General features: G+C 71.1%; 12 protein-coding genes. 8 read left to right on the forward strand and 4 right to left on the reverse strand.

Annotated features, from left to right (window positions below; all coding sequences use genetic code 11):
- Positions 1–42 precede the first annotated feature (42 nt).
- Entirely contained in the window at positions 43–732 is a 690-nt protein-coding gene (locus ABZ928_RS31395; RefSeq protein ID WP_361526272.1) for an MOSC domain-containing protein, read from the reverse strand.
- 80 nt (positions 733–812) lie between these two features.
- On the opposite strand from ABZ928_RS31395, the gene ABZ928_RS31400 reads away from it, so the two are divergent.
- Entirely contained in the window at positions 813–1,718 is a 906-nt protein-coding gene (locus ABZ928_RS31400) for a LysR family transcriptional regulator (RefSeq protein ID WP_361526274.1), read from the forward strand.
- 57 nt (positions 1,719–1,775) lie between these two features.
- On the opposite strand, the gene ABZ928_RS31405 is transcribed toward ABZ928_RS31400, so the two are convergent.
- Positions 1,776–2,120 carry a WhiB family transcriptional regulator gene (locus tag ABZ928_RS31405; RefSeq protein WP_361526277.1) on the reverse strand — a complete coding sequence of 115 codons (345 nt, stop codon included), beginning with the start codon at positions 2,118–2,120 and terminating at the stop codon, positions 1,776–1,778.
- Between the two features lie 383 nt (positions 2,121–2,503).
- On the opposite strand from ABZ928_RS31405, the gene ABZ928_RS31410 reads away from it, so the two are divergent.
- The 4 genes from ABZ928_RS31410 (at position 2,504) to ABZ928_RS31425 (ending at position 6,861) form a co-directional block, all read left to right on the forward strand.
- Positions 2,504–3,115, forward strand: coding sequence for a response regulator transcription factor (locus ABZ928_RS31410; RefSeq protein WP_003948568.1), 612 nt, complete (start codon positions 2,504–2,506; stop codon positions 3,113–3,115).
- Between the two features lie 252 nt (positions 3,116–3,367).
- Entirely contained in the window at positions 3,368–3,943 is a 576-nt protein-coding gene (locus ABZ928_RS31415) for a sigma-70 family RNA polymerase sigma factor (protein ID WP_059192858.1), read from the forward strand.
- 160 nt (positions 3,944–4,103) lie between these two features.
- Positions 4,104–5,609, forward strand: a complete 1,506-nt coding sequence (guaB, locus tag ABZ928_RS31420; RefSeq protein WP_361526281.1) for an IMP dehydrogenase — start codon at positions 4,104–4,106, stop codon at positions 5,607–5,609.
- A 127-nt stretch (positions 5,610–5,736) separates the two neighbouring features.
- Positions 5,737–6,861, forward strand: coding sequence for a GuaB3 family IMP dehydrogenase-related protein (locus ABZ928_RS31425; protein WP_361526284.1), 1,125 nt, complete (start codon positions 5,737–5,739; stop codon positions 6,859–6,861).
- A 656-nt stretch (positions 6,862–7,517) separates the two neighbouring features.
- Here ABZ928_RS31425 and ABZ928_RS31430 read toward each other — a convergent pair.
- Positions 7,518–8,729: a nucleotide sugar dehydrogenase gene (locus ABZ928_RS31430; RefSeq protein WP_361526287.1), complete on the reverse strand. Its 1,212-nt coding sequence runs from the start codon at positions 8,727–8,729 to the stop codon at positions 7,518–7,520.
- 253 nt (positions 8,730–8,982) lie between these two features.
- Here ABZ928_RS31430 and ABZ928_RS31435 point away from each other — a divergent pair, with 253 nt between their 5' ends.
- Positions 8,983–10,689, forward strand: a complete 1,707-nt coding sequence (locus ABZ928_RS31435) for a glycerol-3-phosphate dehydrogenase/oxidase (protein ID WP_361526290.1) — start codon at positions 8,983–8,985, stop codon at positions 10,687–10,689.
- Between the two features lie 75 nt (positions 10,690–10,764).
- Here ABZ928_RS31435 and ABZ928_RS31440 read toward each other — a convergent pair whose 3' ends face one another.
- Positions 10,765–11,808, reverse strand: coding sequence for a serine hydrolase domain-containing protein (locus ABZ928_RS31440; protein WP_361526293.1), 1,044 nt, complete (start codon positions 11,806–11,808; stop codon positions 10,765–10,767).
- A 393-nt stretch (positions 11,809–12,201) separates the two neighbouring features.
- Between ABZ928_RS31440 and ABZ928_RS31445 the strand changes: the two genes are divergently transcribed.
- Together ABZ928_RS31445 and ABZ928_RS31450 are read left to right on the forward strand one after the other, a co-directional pair.
- Entirely contained in the window at positions 12,202–14,328 is a 2,127-nt protein-coding gene (locus tag ABZ928_RS31445) for a serine/threonine-protein kinase (protein ID WP_361526296.1), read from the forward strand.
- A 163-nt stretch (positions 14,329–14,491) separates the two neighbouring features.
- On the forward strand, positions 14,492–17,227 hold the full coding sequence (locus ABZ928_RS31450; RefSeq protein ID WP_361526298.1) for a protein kinase: 2,736 nt from the start codon (positions 14,492–14,494) through the stop codon (positions 17,225–17,227).
- The last annotated feature ends 49 nt before the right edge of the window (positions 17,228–17,276 follow it).

Below are 17,276 nucleotides of genomic sequence, written 5' to 3' on the forward strand. Positions count from 1 at the left end.
GGAGCAAGGTTAGTGACCCGGACCGACAGCGTCCGACTGCCGTCAGGCCTCACGCTTCCCCTGCTTCTCCCCGTACTTCTCCACATACTCGCGCGCCGACCGGAGCACCTCCGGATGCAGCGCGTCCCCCGCGGCGAGCATCCGGGGCAGCAGGGCCCGCTCGGTGGTCGTCGCCCGGAAGGCCAGCGCGACCGTCACGTCGTGGTCGGGCCGGTGCACGATCTCGACCGCGTCCCCGGCCCGGAACTCGCCCGGCTCGATCACCCGCAGATACGCCCCCGGCGCCCCCTTGGCGGTGAACCGCTTCACCCACCGCTCCTCACCCAGGTGGCCCTGGAAGGTCCCGCACGGAATCCGCGCACTGGTGATCTCCAGCACCACCTCGGGCCCGATGCGCCAGCGCTCACCGATCAGCGCCCCGGACACGTCCAGACCGAGGGTGGTGATGTTCTCCCCGAAGGCGCCGTTGGCCAGCGAACGCCCCAGCTCCCGCTCCCAGTCGTCCAGGTCCTCGCGCGCCACCGCGTACACCGCCTGGTCGTCCCCGCCGTGATGCTGCCGCTTGCACACGTCGTCCCCGGCGAGCCCGCTGCCGCCGATCCCCTTCGGCCCGGGCGCCGCCACCCGCACCGGCCCCGCCACCGGCTGCTTGTCGATCCCGGTCAGTCCCTCCGGGTTGTCCGTGTACGACACGGCCTTGGCCCGGCCCAGATTCACCGACAGAAGCTTCATGGACGGCACGGTAGGCGGCCGCCGCCAAAGCCGCTACGCATTATTCGGCGTCGTATCAAAGCCTGGCTTATCCTCGGAGGGTGATCGAAGCCCGCCACCTGCGCGTCCTGCGCGCCGTCGCCACCACCGGCTCCTTCTCCGCCGCCGGCCGCGAACTGGGCTGCACCCAGCCCGCCGTGAGCCAGCAGATGAAGGCCCTGGAGGCGTCGGTCGGCACGCCGCTGCTCGTGCGCAGCGGACGCGAGATGCGGCTGACCCAGGCGGGGGAGGCGCTGGTCCGGCACGCCAACGGCATCCTCGCCGGCCTCACCGCAGCCGAGGAGGAGGTCGCCGCGATCGCGGGGCTGCGGGCCGGGCGGGTCCGGCTCGTCTCGTTCCCCAGCGGCTCCTCCACCCTCGTACCCAGGGCCCTCGCCGCACTGCGTGCCGCGCACCCCGGCACCCGGGTCTCCCTGGAGGAGGCCGAGCCCCCGCAGTCCGTCGAGATGCTCAGGGAAGGGGACTGCGACGTCGCCCTCGCCTTCCGGTACGAGCGAGCCGCCCGGGAGCAGGAAGGCGAGTGGGCCGACCTCGTCGTACGGCCCCTGCTGACCGACCGGCTCGTCGCCCTCGTACCCGAACGGCACCGGCTCGCGCGCGCCGGGTCCGTGGCCATCGGGGAGCTCGCGCGGGAGCCCTGGATCGCCGGATGCCCGCGCTGCCGGGGGCAGTTGGTCGAGGTGTGCGAGGGCGCCGGGTTCACCCCCCGCATCGACTTCGCCACCGACGACTATCCGGCGGTGGTCGGCCTGGTCGGCGCCGGTCTGGGCGTCGCCGTCCTGCCCCAGCTCGCCATCGAGTCCGTACGGCCCCGGGGCGCGCGCACGGTCACGCTGGAACCGGCCGTGCGGCGGGAGATCGTCGCGCTGACGCTGCCCGATCTGGCGCAGGTGCCGGCGGTGGCGGCGACCCTGGAGCAGCTGGGGAGAGCGGCCGGGCGGAAGTGAGCGGCGGAAGCGAGTAAGGGCACGCGTGCGCGTGCCCTTACTTGGAGAAACGTTCCTTCAGTTGTTCGATACCGCGTGATTCGATACGGCGTGCCCGCCTACCGATGACGCCGTCACCAGCCGATTGCGGGCCCGCCCCATGAGTTCCTCGCGCTCGTCCTCGGTCAGCCCGCCCCACACGCCGTACGGCTCTCTCACCGCCAGCGCGTGCGCCGCGCACTGCGCGCGTACCGGGCATCTCATGCAGACCTCCTTGGCCGAGTTCTCGCGAGCGCTCCGGGCCGCTCCTCGCTCGCCCTCCGGATGAAAGAAGAGCGAGCTGTCCACCCCGCGACAGGCAGCCAGAAGCTGCCAGTCCCACAGGTCCGCGTTCGGTCCGGGAAGGCGGGAGAAATCTGCCATTGCGTGACCCCTTGTAGCCGTTCTGTGGCGGATACGGTGTCTACGACCGTACATCTGCGATCTAAGGAGATGAAAATATGACTCATTGCGAATCTAGCCTCAGACACCAGCAAAAGGGAAGAAAAGGGGCCAAATGGGGCACCGGTTGTGATGAAACGTTGTGGGTCCGTCGCGCATGTCTGCACCGTGTCCGCACCCTCACGTAGAGTGCCGAAGATGGCACACGGCCCCGTAACTCTTTCGAGTGACCGTCGTTGAGAGTGCGGAGGCGGTTGAAACAACGAAGCGCTCGGGCAGGCGTCCGAGACGGTCGACCGCACAGGTGACGATTTCGTACCAGCCTGGAGGCTCAAGGTGACGTGCATCAGCTGCGGAGGGCGGCCATGACATCCGTCCTCGTCTGCGACGACTCCCCGCTTGCCCGAGAGGCGCTCCGCCGCGCGGTCGCGACCGTGCCCGGCGTCGAGCGCGTGACGACCGCGGCCAACGGCGAGGAAGTCCTCCGCCGCTGGGGTGCGGACCGCTCGGACCTGATTCTGATGGACGTACGCATGCCCGGGCTGGGCGGCGTCGAGACCGTGCGGAGGCTGCTGTCCGCCGACCCGGGTGCGCGGATCATCATGCTGACCGTGGCTGAGGATCTGGACGGGGTCGCGCTGGCCGTCGCCGCGGGTGCGCGTGGGTATCTGCACAAGGACGCTTCGCGTGCGGAGCTGCGCGCGACGGTTACGCAGGCGCTCGCTGACCCGACTTGGCGGCTTGCTCCTCGGCGGCTGCGGTCCGCCGAGATGGGGGCGGCGCCCACGCTCACGGCGCGTGAGATTCAGGTCCTCGAAGGGATGAGCCACGGGCGGTCCAACGCGGAGATCGGGCGGGAGTTGTTCCTGTCGGAGGACACCGTGAAGACGCATGCTCGGCGGCTGTTCAAGAAGCTGGGTGCGTCTGACCGGGCGCACGCCGTCGCTCTTGGCTTCCGTTGGGGTCTGGTTCGCTGAGAACTCGGCTGCGGGTGCGTCGTGGCTGGTCGCGCAGTTCCCCGCGCCCCTATGGGGCGCGGGTAATCGTGCCCGGTGCTTGTTTCGGCGGCGATGCCGCATCCTTGAGGTGTGGAGTCTCTCGGGGACGAGTCGGTCGAGCGGAAGGGGAGGGCGCAGGGGATGAGTTCCGGCGCACCTGCTCATAACGCTTCGGTGCACAACATCGGACGCGGTGCCACGGATGAATCGGCCGCAGGGCACCATGGACCGATGCGTGAGGACGAGACGACGGTGATCGGTGGGCTTGTCCATCGCGCCGTCGACGGGGATGAGCAGGCGACACACGACCTGCTCGCCCATGTCCACCCACTGGCGCTGCGCTATTGCCGCACCCGGCTGTCCCGGCTGCCCGGCGACGCGCGTCACTTCGTGGAGGATCTGGCGCAGGAGGTCTGCGTCGCGGTGCTGCTGGCGCTGCCGAGGTACCGGGACACCGGTCGGCCCTTCGAGGCGTTCGTGTTCGCCATCGCCGCCCACAAGGTCGCCGATCTGCAGCGGGCCGCCATGCGCGGGCCGGGGTCCACGGCCGTGCCGTCGGACGAGATGCCCGAGCGGCCCGACGACTCCCTCGGTCCTGAGGAGCGGGCGCTGCTCAGCAGTGACGCCGAATGGGCCAAGAAGCTGCTCGCCAACCTCCCCGAGAACCAGCGGGAGCTGTTGCTGCTGCGGATCGCGGTGGGGCTGACGGCGGAGGAGACCGGGCAGATGTTGGGAATGTCACCGGGCGCGGTCCGGGTGGCCCAGCATCGGGCGCTGAGCCGGCTGCGGGCGCTCGCCGAGCAGTAGTGCCTTGGCCTCTGCTCCTTTGTGCCTTTGTTGAACAGGCCGTACCTGAGTTCCGTACGAACATACGAAGCCGGTAGCCGGACGGAACCGTGGAATTCGGGACCCTTCCTTCCCGTTAGCATGGACATCCGCACCGATCAAGGCCATTGGGGAAGGTGTCATGACTGCAAACGTCGACGGAGTGCCTGACAAATTCGCGACACTCGGGCTGACCTACGACGACGTGCTGCTGCTGCCGGGCGCGTCGGACATGGCGCCCGACGAGATCGACACCGCCTCGTACGTCTCCAAGAACGTGCGGGTGAACATCCCGCTGCTGTCCGCCGCCATGGACAAGGTCACCGAGTCGCGCATGGCGATCGCGATGGCCCGTCAGGGCGGCGTCGGCGTACTGCACCGCAATCTCTCCATCGAGGACCAGGCCAACCAGGTCGACCTGGTGAAGCGGTCCGAGTCCGGCATGGTGGCCGACCCGATCACCGTGCACCCGGACGCCACGCTCGCCGAGGCGGACGCGCTGTGCGCCAAGTTCCGCATCAGCGGTGTGCCGGTCACCGACCCGAACAAGAAGCTGCTCGGCATCGTCACCAACCGCGACATGGCCTTCGAGAGCGACCGCTCCCGCCGGGTCCGCGAGGTCATGACGCCGATGCCGCTGGTCACCGGCAAGGTGGGCATCTCCGGCGTCGAGGCCATGGAGCTGCTGCGCAAGCACAAGATCGAGAAGCTTCCGCTGGTCGACGACGAGGGTGTCCTCAAGGGCCTCATCACCGTCAAGGACTTCGTCAAGGCGGAGAAGTACCCGAACGCCGCCAAGGACGGCGAGGGCCGGCTGCTCGTCGGTGCCGCGGTCGGTGTCGCCGGTGACGCCTTCGAGCGCGCCCAGGCCCTGATCGAGCGGGGCGTCGACTTCATCGTCGTCGACACCGCACACGGCCACTCCCGCCTGGTCGGCGATATGGTCGCCAAGATCAAGTCGAACTCCTCCGGCGTCGACGTCATCGGCGGCAACATCGCCACCCGTGACGGTGCCCAGGCGCTCATCGACTCCGGCGTCGACGGCATCAAGGTCGGCGTCGGCCCCGGCTCCATCTGTACGACCCGTGTCGTCGCCGGCATCGGCGTCCCGCAGGTCACCGCCATCTACGAGGCCGCGCTCGCCGCCAAGGAGGCCGGCATCCCGGTCATCGGCGACGGCGGCCTCCAGTACTCCGGCGACATCGCCAAGGCGCTCGTCGCGGGCGCCGACACCGTGATGCTGGGCTCGCTCCTCGCGGGCTGCGAGGAGTCCCCGGGCGAGCTGCTGTTCATCAACGGCAAGCAGTTCAAGTCGTACCGCGGCATGGGCTCGCTCGGCGCGATGCAGACCCGCGGCGAGCGCAAGTCGTTCTCCAAGGACCGCTACTTCCAGGAGGGCGTCGCCTCCGACGAGCAGCTGGTCCCCGAGGGCATCGAGGGCCAGGTGCCCTACCGCGGCCCGCTGCACTCGGTCGTCCACCAGCTGGTCGGCGGACTGCGCCAGTCGATGTTCTACGTCGGCGGCCGCACGGTCCCGGACCTCCAGGCCAACGGCCGCTTCGTACGGATCACGTCGGCGGGTCTGAAGGAGTCGCACCCGCACGACATCCAGATGACGGTCGAGGCGCCGAACTACAGCCGCAAGTAGCCGAAAGCGACGTCCACGCGCGCGTGAGGCTCGGTCGAGGGCGGTCCCGGAGCATCCGGGGCCGCCCTTGTCGTACCCGTCGGGGATACTGGAAGGCGCTGCAACGCATCAGGGAAAGGCCACACACGTGACTGAGATCGAGATCGGGCGCGGCAAGCGCGGCCGCCGGGCGTACGCCTTCGACGACATCGCCGTCGTCCCGAGCCGTCGTACGCGCGACCCGAAGGAGGTCTCGATCGCCTGGCAGATCGACGCCTACCGCTTCGAGCTGCCGTTCCTGGCCGCCCCCATGGACTCGGTCGTCTCCCCGGCCACCGCGATCCGCATCGGCGAGCTCGGCGGCCTCGGCGTACTGAACCTCGAAGGACTGTGGACGCGGTACGAGGACCCGCAGCCGCTGCTCGACGAGGTCACCGAGCTGGACGCGGAGACGGCCACCCGCCGCCTCCAGGAGATCTACGCCGCTCCCATCAAGGAGGAGCTGATCGGCCAGCGCATCAAGGAGGTGCGCGACGCGGGCGTGGTCACCGCCGCCGCGCTCTCCCCGCAGCGCACGGCGCAGTTCTCCAAGGCCGTCGTCGACGCGGGCGTGGACATCTTCGTCATTCGCGGTACGACGGTGTCGGCCGAGCACGTCTCCGGCTCGCACGAGCCGCTGAACCTGAAGCAGTTCATCTACGAGCTCGACGTCCCGGTGATCGTCGGCGGCTGCGCCACCTACACGGCGGCCCTGCACCTCATGCGCACGGGCGCCGCGGGTGTCCTGGTCGGCTTCGGCGGCGGCGCCGCGCACACCACGCGGAACGTGCTGGGCATCCGGGTCCCGATGGCGACGGCGGTCGCGGACGTGGCGGCGGCCCGCCGTGACTACATGGACGAGTCCGGTGGCCGGTATGTGCACGTCATCGCGGACGGCGGCGTCGGCTGGTCCGGTGACCTCCCGAAGGCCATCGCCTGCGGCGCCGACGCGGTCATGATGGGCTCGCCGCTCGCGCGCGGCACGGACGCGCCCGGCAAGGGGCACCACTGGGGCATGGAGGCCGTCAACACGGAGCTTCCGCGCGGCAAGAAGGTCGACCTCGGCACGGTCGGCACGATCGAGGAGGTGCTGACGGGCCCGTCGCACACTCCCGACGGCTCCATGAACTTCTTCGGTGCGCTGCGTCGGGCCATGGCCACGACCGGGTACAGCGAGCTCAAGGAGTTCCAGCGTGTCGAGGTGACGGTGGCGGACTCGCAGCACCAGCGGTAGCGGTAGGGCTTTCGGCGGCTTGGGGCCGGTCATCCCGGGTGGGGTGGCCGGCCTTCTGCGTGCCCAAGTGGGCTGGTGGAGGCGCGTTTTGCGGGCGAGGGGCGCGCGGTTGCGTTCGGGGCGAATGTGGGCCGAACGGGCGTAAGTGGGCGGTAGTGTCCTTGATCGGCGACCCGCTGTCTGGGGCGCCCCCTTCCAAGGAGCACGTGTCCGGACCTTGTGGCCCGGGGCCCGGCCCGGAGCTCCAATGGACCGCCCCACCGGGTTAACGGGCGGCGTCATGGAAGGGGGCGTGCCCATGGGCCGTCACCGCAAGCCCACCCGCTGGGATCAGATGTGGCTTCGGCTGGTGAAGTTCCGGAGGAGGTGGATCTTGCGGATTTATGGCTGGTGAGCGGCCGCCCCTATAGACAGTAGGGGCGGACACTCGTAAACCAGTCAGGAGCCCGCTGCAGCACCCCCTGCGGTGGGCTCCACCTTTTCGGTGGCGAGCGGCCGTCCCTATAGACGCTAGGGGCGGACGCGTCGTGAACCATCCAGGAGCCTCCGCAGTACCGCATGGCCATCTGCGGTGGGCCCCACCTGCTGGGTACGGTACCCGCGCCGCGTCCCGCGTGCCACCAGCCCCGGAGCCCGCCGCGCCCACGCGCCCCCCTTCACAACCGGTGCGCCGCCCCCGTAGGTGTCGCCCCCCGCGTGTCCAGCAGCAGCTGGGCCTTCACCGACAGGCCCTGGAGGTCGTACGTCCGGTGTTGCTGGAGCAGGATCGTCAGGTCGGCGTCGGCGGCGGCCTCGTAGAGGGAGTCCGCGCGGGGGACCGGGCGGTCGAGGACGTTCCAGGAGGGGACGTGGGGGTCGTGGTAGCTGACCGAGGCGCCCAGTTCCATCAGGCGGACGGCGATCTCGTGGGCGGGGGTGGCCTGTTGGTCGGCGAGGTCGGGCTTGTAGGTGACGCCCAGGAGGAGGACGCGGGCGCCTCGCGCCGACTTGCCGTGTTCGTTGAGGAGGGTGGCGGCGCGCTGGATGACGTAACGCGGCATCTGGCTGTTGACCTGCTGGGCGAGTTCGACCATGCGCAGGGTGCGGCCGGTGGGGGTGGTGGTCAGGTCCTGGGGGGCGGCGTGGCCGCCTACGCCCGGGCCGGGGCGGAAGGAGTGGAAGCCGAAAGGCTTGGTCTCCGCGCAGCGGATGACGTCCCAGAGGTCGACGCCGAGGTCGTGGCAGAGGACGGCCATCTCGTTGACGAGGGCGATGTTGACGTGGCGGTAGTTGGACTCCAGGAGCTGGACCGTCTCCGCTTCGCGCAGACCACGCGCGCGTACCACCTTGTCGGTGAGACGGGAGTAGAAGGCGGCCGCCGACTCCGTGCACGCGGGGGTCAGGCCGCCGATCACCTTCGGGGTGTTGGCGGGGGTGAAGTCGCGGTTGCCGGGGTCGACACGGCTGGGGGAGTAGGCGAGGTGGAAGTCGCGGCCCGCGCGGAGGCGGGAACCCTCTTCGAGGAGGGGGCGCAGGAGGTTCTCCGTGGTGCCCGGCGGGACCGGTGACTCCAGGACGACCGTGGTGTGCGGACGCAGATGGGCGGCGAGGGTGCGGGCCGCCGACTCCACCTGGGTGAGGTCGAGGCCGCCGTCCGCCGCGCGGGGGGTGGGCGCGCAGATCACCGCGGTGCGTACGCGGCCGAGCTCGGCGGGGGAGGTGGCCGGCCGGAAGCCCCCCGAGAGCATCCGGCGCAGTTCGGCGGGGCTGAGGGAGCCGGCCTCGGGGCCGGTGCGGTAACCGAGCGTGGGGATGCCGGCGGCGACGGCCGCCTGGGCCAGGGGCAGTCCGAAGGGGCCGAGTCCGATGACGGCGAGATCCGCGGGCATGGCGTGGACCGTCCTTCCCAATAACCGAAGCGGGACAGGTGCGCAAGCCCTGTGGACTGGAAGAGCGAGCGCAATGTCAGACTAAGAGTAAATCTGACCGGAATACGAGATTGATTCCGTGTGTCTCCTCCGGCGCCTCCGTGAAAGTTGTCCACAGGGTGGGGGTGACTGGTGGCTGAACTTGGGCAAGCCGGTCAGAATTTGGGCAGGGGGATGCGGACCGGGCCACTCCGACCGACAGCAGGAGGCAGCGGTGAGGACAGCGACACTGGGGCCGGCGCAGCGAGCCGAGGCGCTCGCCGCCATGGCCGAGCACGAGCTGGACCTACTGGTGGTGGGCGGCGGTGTGGTCGGTGCGGGTACCGCCCTCGACGCGGTCACCCGCGGACTGTCCGTCGGCCTGGTCGAGGCACGTGACTGGGCGTCGGGCACCTCCAGCCGGTCCAGCAAGCTCATCCACGGCGGACTGCGCTATCTGGAGATGCTCGACTTCGCCCTCGTACGGGAGGCGTTGAAGGAGCGCGGACTGTTGCTGGAACGGCTCGCTCCACATCTCGTGAAGCCGGTGCCGTTCCTGTATCCGCTCCAGCACAAGGGCTGGGAGCGGCTGTACGCCGGGTCGGGCGTCGCGCTCTACGACACCATGTCGATGGCCCGCGGGCACGGGCGGGGCCTGCCGATGCACCGGCATCTGAGCCGCCGTCACGCGCTGCGCATCGCACCCGCCTTGAAGAAGGACGCGCTGGTCGGTGCCCTCCAGTACTACGACGCCCAGATGGACGACGCCCGTTTCGTCGCCACGATCGTGCGGACCGCGGCGGCGTACGGCGCGGCCGTCGCCAACCGGGCGCGCGTGACCGGGTTTCTGCGTGAGGGCGAACGGGTGGTCGGGGCCCGGGTGCAGGACGTGGAGGCGGGCGGGGAGTACGAGATCCGCGCCAAGCAGATCGTCAACGCGACCGGTGTGTGGACCGACGACACCCAGGCCATGGTCGGCGAGCGGGGGCAGTTCCACGTACGGGCCTCCAAGGGCATCCACCTCGTCGTGCCCAAGGACCGGATCAAGTCGACGACCGGGCTGATCCTGCGCACCGAGAAGTCCGTGCTGTTCGTCATCCCCTGGGGCCGACACTGGATCGTCGGCACCACCGACACCGACTGGGACCTCGACAAGGCCCATCCGGCGGCGTCCAGCGCGGACATCGACTACCTGCTGGAGCACGTCAACTCGGTGCTCGCCGTGCCGCTCACGCGGGACGACGTCGAGGGCGTGTACGCGGGGCTGCGGCCGCTGCTCGCCGGGGAGTCGGACGCCACCAGCAAGCTGTCCCGTGAGCACACCGTGGCGCATCCCGTGCCAGGGCTCGTGGTCGTGGCGGGCGGCAAGTACACGACGTACCGGGTCATGGCCAAGGACGCGGTCGACGAGGCGGTGCACGGGCTCGATCTGCGGGTCGCCGAGTGCGTCACCGAGGACGTGCCGCTGCTGGGGGCCGAGGGGTACCGGGCGCTGTGGAACGCGCGGGCGCGGATCGCGGCCCGGACCGGGCTGCACGTGGTGCGGGTCGAGCATCTGCTGAACCGATTCGGCTCGTTGGCGGAGGAGGTGTTCGATCTGATCGCCGCGGATCCCACGCTGGGCGAGCCCCTGCACGCCGCCGACGACTATCTGCGCGCCGAGGTCGTGTACGCGGCCTCGCACGAGGGGGCGCGGCATCTCGACGACGTGCTGACCCGGCGGACCCGGATCTCCATCGAGACCTTCGACCGGGGGACGCGGAGTGCGCGGGAGGCCGCCGAGCTGATGGCGCCGGTGCTGGGGTGGGACAAGGACCAGATCGAGCGCGAGGTCGAGCACTACGAGAAGCGGGTGGAGGCGGAGCGGGAGTCGCAGCGGCAGCCGGACGATCTGACGGCGGACGCGGCTCGGTTGGGGGCGCCGGACATTGTGCCGTTGTAGGGGGCGGGGTGGGTTCGCGTGGGTTCACTCGAACGAGTGTCGTGAGTCGGGATCTTCGTTCGGAACCCGGTCGTTCTATGAGGTGCGGGGGCAGAACTCGGCGGCGAGCAGGGCCGGTTCGAGGTCGGGGTCTGTCAGCGCGGTCGTGTTCACGCGGAAGGTGAGGACGCGACGGCCGTCGACGGTGGCCGCGGTGCGCACGTAGCTGCCGGCGATCCGGCCGTTGTGACCCCACACCGTCGTGCCGCACGGCAGCTTCACCGGGAACAGGCCCATGCCGTACAGGCCGTGTGCGGTACGGGTGTCACGCATCTCGCGCAGCCAGTGCGGGGGCAGGAGTTCGCCGCCGAGCAGCGCCGCGTAGAAGCGGTCCAGGTCGGTGAGCGTGGTCACCAGCTCGCCCGCGGCCCCGGCCACCTGCGGGTCGAGCGCGGTGACGTCGGTTCCGTCGGTGTCGTAGGCGCGGCCGTGCGGGGAGGGGAGCGTGGTGCGGGAGCCGGGGAAGGAGGTGTCCGTCAGACCCAGCGGAGCGATGATGCGGCGCTCGGCCTCGGTGGCGTACGAGTCGCCGGTGACCTGTTCGATGACCAGGCCGAGCAGGACGTAGTTGGTGTTGGAGTAGTGGTAGCGGCCGGGGTCGGCCGGAGGGTGGGTGAGTGCGATACGCACGGCTTGGAGAGGTGAGAGGGGGACGGTGCCCCCGGTGTCCGCGGTGTAGTCGTTCAGGCCGCTGGTGTGGGTGAGCAGGGCGCGCAGGGTCATCGTGCGGCCGTCGTTGCCGGCGCCGCGCACCAGACCGGGCAGGTGCTGCTCCACCGTGTCGGACAGGGACAGCCGGTGTTCTTCGGCCAGTTGGAGCACGACCGTCGCGATGAAGGTCTTCGTGATGCTTCCGGCGCGGAAGTGGTCGGCGCGGGCGATGCCCTGCCCTGCCTGGGCGTAGTGCGTGCCGGTCTCCTCGCGGGCGAGCAGCGCGGCGGCCGGGGCTCCGCCCGAGGTGAGCAGCAGCGGGAGGACCGCGTCCGCGGGGGGTGTCGCCGGCGCGGAGGAGGCGGCCGGGGCGAGGGCGAGGAGGGCCAGGGACACAGGTACGGCCAGTAGGGTCCGTAGCGGCGGCATCGTTGTCCCTCCCTTGGGGCGATCGGGGCGCTTGGTGGCGCGGCCGGGCTTGGGGCGATCTGGGCCGCTCTGTGGTGCGGTCGAGCTTGGTGCGATGTGGGTCGTCCGTGGCGCGGTCGGGTTTGGCGCGATTCGAGTCGGGCCGTGGCGTGATCGGGGCGCTTCTTTGTCGCGGCCCATCATGCAGGGCGGGCGGGCGGGGGCTGCGGGCGGTCCCCGGGGACCGTTCTTCGTCACCGTGTGTCGAGGGGTCGGGGCGGGCCGTGGTCGTCGTGGTGGGCGGGGGCGGGATGTGCCGTGGTCGGCGTGTGCGGAGGGGGCCCCTGGGCGTCGGGCACTTGTCGGGTGAGGGACAATGGAGGCTCTGTCAGGGCGGGTTGTATGAGGGGACGCATGTCGGAGGCGGAGCGGGCGGGGGCATCCCGTCAGGACAAGAGCGAACGTCTCCTCGCCGGGCGGTACCGGTTGGGAGCAGTGCTCGGCCGCGGCGGCATGGGCACGGTGTGGCGGGCCGAGGACGAGACCCTGGGCCGGATCGTCGCCGTGAAGGAGCTGCGGTTCCCCTCCAACATCGACGAGGAGGAGAAGCGCCGGCTGATCACGCGGACCTTGCGTGAGGCCAAGGCGATCGCGCGGATCCGTAACAACAGCGCGGTGACGGTCTTCGACGTGGTCGACGAGGACGACCGGCCGTGGATCGTCATGGAGCTCGTCGAGGGCAAGTCGCTCGCCGAGGTCATCCGGGAGGACGGCCTGCTGGAGCCGAGGCGTGCGGCGGAGGTCGGGCTCGCGGTGCTCGACGTGCTGCGCTCGGCGCACCGCCAGGGCATCCTGCACCGGGATGTGAAGCCGTCCAACGTGCTGATCTCCGAGGACGGCCGGGTCGTGCTCACCGACTTCGGCATCGCGCAGGTCGAGGGCGACCCCTCCATCACCTCGACGGGCATGCTCGTCGGCGCCCCTTCCTACATCTCGCCGGAGCGGGCCCGTGGGCACAAGCCGGGTCCGGCCGCCGATCTGTGGTCGCTGGGCGGGCTGTTGTACGCGGCGGTCGAGGGTGTGCCGCCGTACGACAAGGGCTCGGCGATCGCGACCCTGACCGCGGTGATGACCGAGCCGATGGAGGAGCCGAAGAACGCGGGTCCGCTGAAGGACGTCATCTACGGCCTGCTCACCAAGGACCCCGAGAAGCGGCTCGACGACGCCGGTGCGCGGGTGATGCTCAACGCCGTGATCCACGCGCCCGAGCCCAAGGACGAACCGGAGCCGGCGCAGGACGCGACGAAGGTCGTGCCGTTGCCTCCGCAGCCGGACCGGGGTGAGGGCGGGGAGCGGTTGCGCGGGGCGCTGCGTTCCGTGCGGAAGGCTGCCGTGGCGGCGGGGGCGGCCGGGACGGCTGCCGCGTCGCGGGTGAAGTCCGGGAGCGGTACGGCGACTTCGGGGCCGGCAGGCGGTGCGGTGGCTCCGGCTTCCGGGGCCGGGGCAGCGGGTGGGGCGTCGGCTCCGGGTACGTCTGGCGGGGCGGTGGCTTCGCCCTCGGGCTCGGGTTCGAGTGCGGCCGGGGCGGCTGCCGCGGGTTCCCGGGGTGCCGGGTACTCCGGCTCCGGGGTTACCGGTTCGGGTGCGGCTGGTTCGGGGGCTGTCGGTTCCGGCGCCGCCGGTTCCGGGGGCAACGCGGGCAGTGGTGGGCGGAGTTCGGGGTGGCCCGTGATGACGCCGCCGGCGGATCTGCCGGATCTGCCGCCGCGGCCCGTGCCCAAGGCGCCCATCACCGATGTGGTGCCCAAGCGGACGTTGGTGATCATCGCGGTGGTCGCGGTGCTGGCGCTGATCGCGGTCGTGCTGGCCGTCGTGCTGAACGGCGACGACGATGCCTCCGACAACTCCGCGAAGGGCGGGGGCGGCAAGGTCTCAGCCGGTGCCAGTGCGAGCGCGAGTGCCTCCACCAAGGAGGACACGGGCGGCGGTGCCCAGACGGACGGTCAGGCGACCGGGTCCGCGGGCGCTTCGGCCGGGCAGACGCCGAGCAACAGCCCCACCGCGACCGGCGGCAGCGAGGGCGGTGGCTCCGCGGCCGGTGACGGGAGCACGGCCGAGACGACGTACAAGGGGAGTCAGGGGTACTCGATCGGGTTGCCCAAGGGGTGGAAGTTCCAGAGCTCGGGGTCGGCGGGGGACCGTTTCACCGGGCCGGACGGACAGAAGCTGCTCGTCGCCTGGACGTCCACGCCGAAGGGGGACCCGGTGGCGGACTGGAAGAGCCAGGAGCAGTACATGACCCGCTCCCAGTACGACCGGGTCCGAATAGCGAAGGTGAACTACCGGGGCTGGCTCGCGGCCGACTGGGAGTTCACCTATACCGAGGGCGGCACGAAGTACCGGACGATCGACCGGGGATTCGTCGTCAACGACCATCTCGGATATGCGCTGATGTACACGGCGAAAGCCGCCAATTGGGGTAGCGAGCTGCGAAAGGACACCTGGCAGACGCTCGCCGATACATTCGAACCGAAATCGTGAAGTGACCCGGCCCGCGTTTGAGGCGTGAGATCTGGCATCCCCTCTTTGCGAGTTGCCTCCGGCACGTATCGTGAAGGCTTGCGGACCGTACGCATCCAGGTATGGGCGGAACGGCACGCGGGGCGAACGGAATTGACCGATCCGGAGTGCCGGGGGAGGCAACGTGGACGACTATGCGGGACGGGTACTCGCCGACCGCTACCGCCTGCCGCTGCCGCCCTCCGACGAGTACGAACTGACCGAGACCCGGGCCTTCGACACCTACAGCGGCCAGGAAGTCCTCGTCCGGCAGGTGCCGTTGCCCGAGGTCGTCGAGGCGGAGGTGCTCGACGCGGAGGGGCTGCCCGACGGGTTCACGGCAAGGGACCCCAGGGAGCGGGGAGTTCGGCGGTCCGCCGCCGCGGCGCGTACGAGCACCCGGCGGCCTACCGATCCGGCCGTGCGGCGGGCCGTGGAGGCCGCGCAGGCCGCCGCCTCGATTCCCGACCATCCTCGGCTCGACCAGGTCTTCGACGTGTTCGCCGAGGGCGGGTCGCTGTGGATCGTGAGCGAGTTGGTGGCCGCGCGGCCCCTGGCGGCGCTGCTCGCGGAGAAGCCGCTGACGCCGTACCGGGCGGCCGAGGTCGCCTCCGATGTGCTGATGGCCCTTCGGGTGCTGCACGCGCACGGCTGGGTGCACCGGAACATCACCGCCCGGACCGTCCTCGTCTGCGACGACGGCCGCGTCATGCTGACCGGCCTCGCGGTCGGGGCGGCGGAGGAGGCGCTGTGCGGGTACGACCCGGTGCCGGTCGAGGACGGCGACGGGGGGTTCGGTGACCGGCGGGGTGTGGGTGCGCCGGGTGTGTCGGGTGCGCCCGGTGTGCCGGGGACGTTCGGCGGGGCGGGGGGCGTAGGGGCTTCCGGTGGTCCGGCGGGTGCCGGTGGTCGTAGCCCTGGTGGACCTGGTGGCCGGGCGGTCGGTGGAGCCGTCGGTGGCGGTGCCGGTGCTGGTCAGGCGGCTGATGTCGATCCCGAGGCCGCTCGGCGTGCGGCCATCGAGGCGCGGGAAGCCGGAGGGCTGCCGGGGCTCGGTGCTGATGCCACGAACGGTACGAGTACCGCGGCGGCGATCGAGCGCAGGGCTGCCGTGGAGACCGGCGGGGATGTCCGGGCCGCGCGGGCCGGGGCGATCGCCGCGTATCGCGCGGGTGCCCGGGCCGCCGCCCGGGTCCAGGAGGCCCAGCAGAACGGGCGGGCGGCTCTGCCGGGGGCGCGTTCGGCGCCCGAGGGGGACCCCGCGGTGCGGGCTGGGGGGCCTACACCGCCGTACGACCTGGCCAACGGCGTCGGGTTCGCGCCGGGTTCCGAGCCGGTCAGTGGTGCGGTGCAGGCGGGGCGGGACGAACGTTCCAGGACCAGTGCCTCGCCTCCCGGGCAGATAGCCGATCCCTATGGGGTCCGGACCGACCGGCAGCACGGGACCGTGGCCCGAGGTGGACCGGGCGGTGCGGCGCTTCCGGCGGGCGGTGGCGGTGGTGTGGTGCCGACGGGTGGGCAGGAACGTGCCGCCGGGATTTCCGGTGCCGCTCCCAGCGCTGACGGCACTCCCAGTCGTTGGGACGAGCTTGCCGCCGCCGCTCCCGTGCCCCGGGGGCCCGCCACCGCGCTTGCCGCTGAGCGGGCGCGGCAGGCCAGGATGGCTGTGGTGGGGCCGGTGACCGAGCGGTGGGCGCCGGAGCAGGCCGGGCCGGTGCATGAGAACTGGCAGTTGGCCGCGCCGATCGGGCCCGCGACGGATCTGTGGGCGCTGGGGGCGCTGCTGTTCAGGGCCGTGCAGGGGCATGCGCCGTATCCGGAGGAGTCGACGGCCGAGCTGGTGCAGTTGGTGTGCGCCGAGCCGCCGGCGTTCGCGGAGGAGTGCGGGCCGCTGCGGCCGGTCGTGGAGTCGTTGCTGCGTCAGGACCCCACCGAGCGGCTGGACTTCGAGGAGCTGCGGGGCTGGCTGCGGTCGCTGGTGCGGTCGGCGCCCGAGCCGGACGTCGGCGTGGGCCTCGTCGCCGCGCCGCCCCTCGACGGCAGCCGGCTGCCCGTCGTACGGCGGCGGGGCGAGCTGGTGCGCAGGCGGCGCGCAGGGCTGCCCGCGACCAGTGCGCACGGACGGCACAAGCGGGCCAAGCAGGAGGCGGGGCGGTCGCCGCGGCGGCTCGGCCGTACGTTGCTGCTGCTCGTGCTGCTGTTGATGGCCGCGGTGATCGCGTACGCCGTGCTGTTCATGCCCAAGGCCGATGAGTCGACGGGCGGTGCGGGGGAGACCGACCGGACCGGTGCCGCCGGTGAGGTCAGCGCGGCGCCGACCTCCAGCAGTGAGCCACGGCCCGATCAGACCTCCCCGAAGGCCGAGGAGAGTGCGAGTCCTTCGGAGACGGCTCAGACGCAGACCCAGTCGGCCACCGGGCCCGCCGTACCGGACGGATTCACCCTGCGTTCGGACTCCGCCGGGTTCCGGGTCGCCGTCGCCGACGGCTGGACGCACAGCCCGAAGAACGGGCGCGGTCAGGTCGTGTACTCGCACGGCGACTTCGACCTGATCGTCGTACCGGGACGCGATGGCGCGGACGAGTACGGCGAGGACCCCATGGCGTACCAGCGGGAGGACGAGGCCGAGCTTCAGCCGTACCGGGATTCGAGTTGGGCCAGCGCCAGCGGGCTGAAGACGATCCAGGTGGGCGGGCGGACCATGGCCGAGGGGCAGTTCACCTGGACCGATGACGCGGGGCGGGAGCTGTTCGTGCGCAATCTCGCGATCCTCATCGGCGGGAAGTACCACGTGGTGCAGGTGCGCGGTCCGGAAGCCGAGCGGGACGAGGTGACGCGGCTGTTCGACCAGGCGGCGGCGACATACGAGGTCACCGGCTGAGCTCGGGCTTTCACGGTGGGTGAGGGTTCACTCCGGCGGCCGAAAGCGA

Source organism: Streptomyces sp. NPDC046909 (assembly GCF_040644695.1).
GTDB lineage: Bacteria > Actinomycetota > Actinomycetes > Streptomycetales > Streptomycetaceae > Streptomyces.